This is a genomic window from Actinokineospora sp. (assembly GCF_050699995.1).
Lineage (GTDB): Bacteria > Actinomycetota > Actinomycetes > Mycobacteriales > Pseudonocardiaceae > Actinokineospora.
In genome coordinates, this window is the sequence record NZ_JBOHGC010000278.1 from 1 (window position 1) to 2,746 (window position 2,746).

At 73.0% G+C, this 2,746-nt stretch carries 2 protein-coding genes and 1 pseudogene; all 3 read left to right on the forward strand.

The genetic code is table 11. The annotated features are described in order from the left end of the window. Positions 1-1,402: pseudogene (locus ACRDSQ_RS14085) on the forward strand (hypothetical protein); the annotation flags it as partial. A gap of 36 nt (positions 1,403-1,438) precedes the next feature. Continuing rightward, positions 1,439-2,533 carry a class I SAM-dependent methyltransferase gene (locus ACRDSQ_RS14090; RefSeq protein ID WP_431421510.1) on the forward strand — a complete coding sequence of 365 codons (1,095 nt, stop codon included), beginning with the start codon at positions 1,439-1,441 and terminating at the stop codon, positions 2,531-2,533. Between the two features lie 67 nt (positions 2,534-2,600). Then, the coding region (locus ACRDSQ_RS14095; protein WP_431421511.1) for a hypothetical protein at positions 2,601-2,746 on the forward strand (146 nt) is incomplete at its 3' end.

Consider the following 2,746-nt stretch of genomic DNA (forward strand, 5'->3'; position numbering starts at 1 on the left):
CGGTGCGCCCACGGTCGAGGCGGCGGCGCTGGCCGCGCTGAACGACGCGCTGTCCGGTCCCGATCACGTGCGGGCCCGACTGGACGGCGCCGACCGGATCGTCGACATCGCCGACCAGGCCGCCGACACGGCGCTCGCGCTGCTCGGGCTGCGGCTGCGCCTGGTCGCCCGGCTCGAGTCCGGGGACATCGCGGGCGTCGACCACGACATCGCGGAGTACGACCTGCGCGCGAAACGGCTGCGGGTGCCGCTCTACACCTGGCCGGTCCCCCTCTGGCAGGGCATGCGGGCCGCCATGGACGGCGACAGCGAACGGGTCGCCTGCTGCGCGGACGAGGTCGACCGGCTGGGCCGCGAGGCGGGCAGCACCAACGCCGCGATGATGGCGTGGGCACTGCGCCTGCGGCAGGCGAAGACCGACGGCTCGCCGATCGCGTTCGCCTCGCTGCTCGAGGAAGTCGCGCGATGGGGCCTGGAGCCCTCCCAGTGGGACTGCTGCCTCGCCTCGATCTACGCCTACTCCGGTGTGCTGGACCGGGCCCGGTTCCACTTGGACCGGATGTCGGCCGCGGGCCTGGACAGCATCCCGAAGGACTCCGAGTGGGTCGAGCTGATGTGGCAGCTCGCCGAGGCGGTGCTGGTGCTCGCCGACCGGCAGGTGGCCGAGGCACTGCGCGAGCGGCTGGCGCCCTACGTCGACCTGTGGGCCGTCGACGGCGTCGGTAGCGCCTGCTTCGGGCCGGTCTCGGACATGGTGGCCAGGCTGGACGCCTTCCTCGCGGGCACCGATGCCGCCCCGCGGCTGCTGGAGCTTTCCGAGGTCGCCGAGCTTCGCCGAGACGGGCGGGTGTGGCACCTCGCGTTCCGGGGTCGGCAGGCCACGGTGCAGCACTCCAAGGGCATGGCCGACCTGGCCACCCTCGTGACGCGACCGGGTCAGGAGGTGCACGTGCTCGACCTGGTCGAGGCGGGCGGCGGGCCCGCGCGCGGCGAAGCGGGGGCCGACAGCGGCCCGGTGCTCGACCGGCAGGCGCGGAACGCGTACCAGGCGCGGCTGCGCGAACTGGAGGAGGACCTCGCCGCCGCGGTGTCGGACGCGGACCTCGGCCGGGTGTCGGCGTTCACCGCGGAGCGTGACTTCCTGCTCGACGAGCTGGCCGGGGCACTGGGGCTCTCGGGCCGCGACCGGCTCCTGGGCGACCCGGCCGAGCGGGCCCGCAAGGCGGTCACGATGCGGATCGCCACCGCGCAGAAGGCGATCGCCGAGACGCATCCCGAGCTGGCCCGGCACCTGCGGCTCTCGGTGTCCACCGGCCGGTTCTGCTGCTACCGCCCGGAGCGGCCCGTCGCCTGGCGGACGCGGGCTGACGATGCCACGGCGGATGTGGCGCCCCAGGTGTGACAGGACGAGAACGTCCCCCGACACCTGGAGACTCTGATGACCGACACGATCACGCAGGCATCGGCTGAGACCGTCGAGGAACTCGCGGGCAGGCTGTTCATGGAGGGCGTCGCGTCCTTCCACCTGAGCACGGTCTACCTGGGCGTCAAGCTCGGGCTGTTCAGGACCATCGCGGAGCGGGGCCCGCTCACCGCGGCCGAACTGGCTACCGCGACGGACCTGGACCCGTGGTACGTCAAGGAATGGCTGCAGGCCGAGACGACGGCCGGGCTCATCCTCACCGACCGCGACAATCTGGCTGAGGCGCGCTTCACCGCCGCGCCCGGCGTCTACGAGACGCTGGTGCACGAGACGAATCCGGCGTACGTCGGCGGACTGCCGCTCGCGCTCGGCGCGGTGGGCGGGGTGTACCCGAACCTGCTCGACGCGTTCCGCACCGGCGCGGGCGTGCCCTACCCGGCCTACGGCGAGGACGCGGTCGAGGCGCAGGCGGCGCTCAACCGCCCGGCGTTCACGAATCAACTGGTCACCGAATGGCTGCCCGCGATCCCCGACGTCCACGCACGACTCGCCGACACCACCAGGCCCGCCCGCGTCGCCGACATCGGCTGCGGCCTCGGCTGGGCCGCCATCGAACTCGCCAAGGCCTACCCCCACCTGCACGTCGACGGGTACGACTCCGACGAGGAATCCATCACCCGGGCGCGGCACAACGCGGCCGACAGCGACGTGGCCGACCGGATCGGCTTCCAGGTCGTCGACGCCGCCGCGGGCGGCTACGGCGACCGCAAGTACGACGTCGTGTTCTTCTTCGAGTGCCTGCACGACATGGCCCACCCGGCCGACGCCCTCGCCGCCGCCCGGCGCTCCCTCGCCGAGGGCGGAACGGTGATCGTGATGGACGAACGGGTCGCGGAGTCACTCACCCCGGGCGACCCGGTCGAGACCTTCTTCGCCACCGCGAGCGTGCTGTGGTGCCTGCCGCAGGGTCGGGTGGACCCGACATCGGAGGCCCCCGGGACGGTCATGCGGCCCGCGGACTTCGAAGCGATCGCCCGGCGCGCGGGCTTCGCGGGCGTCGAGGTGCTGCCGATCGAGCACCCGTTCTGGCGGTTCTACCGGCTGATCTGAGGCTCACTGGTGGACGTTAGGGGCAGACCGGCGTAACGCACCGGCGCGCCTGCCGCGACAAGCAGGCATGGCCACCATCCAGGTGCCGACGTTCTGCCCGATGTGCGTCTCGCGCTGCGGGGCGACGGCGACGGTCACCGATGGGGAGTTCGTGGCGCTCGGGCCCGATCCGTCGCATCCGACCGGCCAGGCCATCTGCGCCAAGGGGCGGGC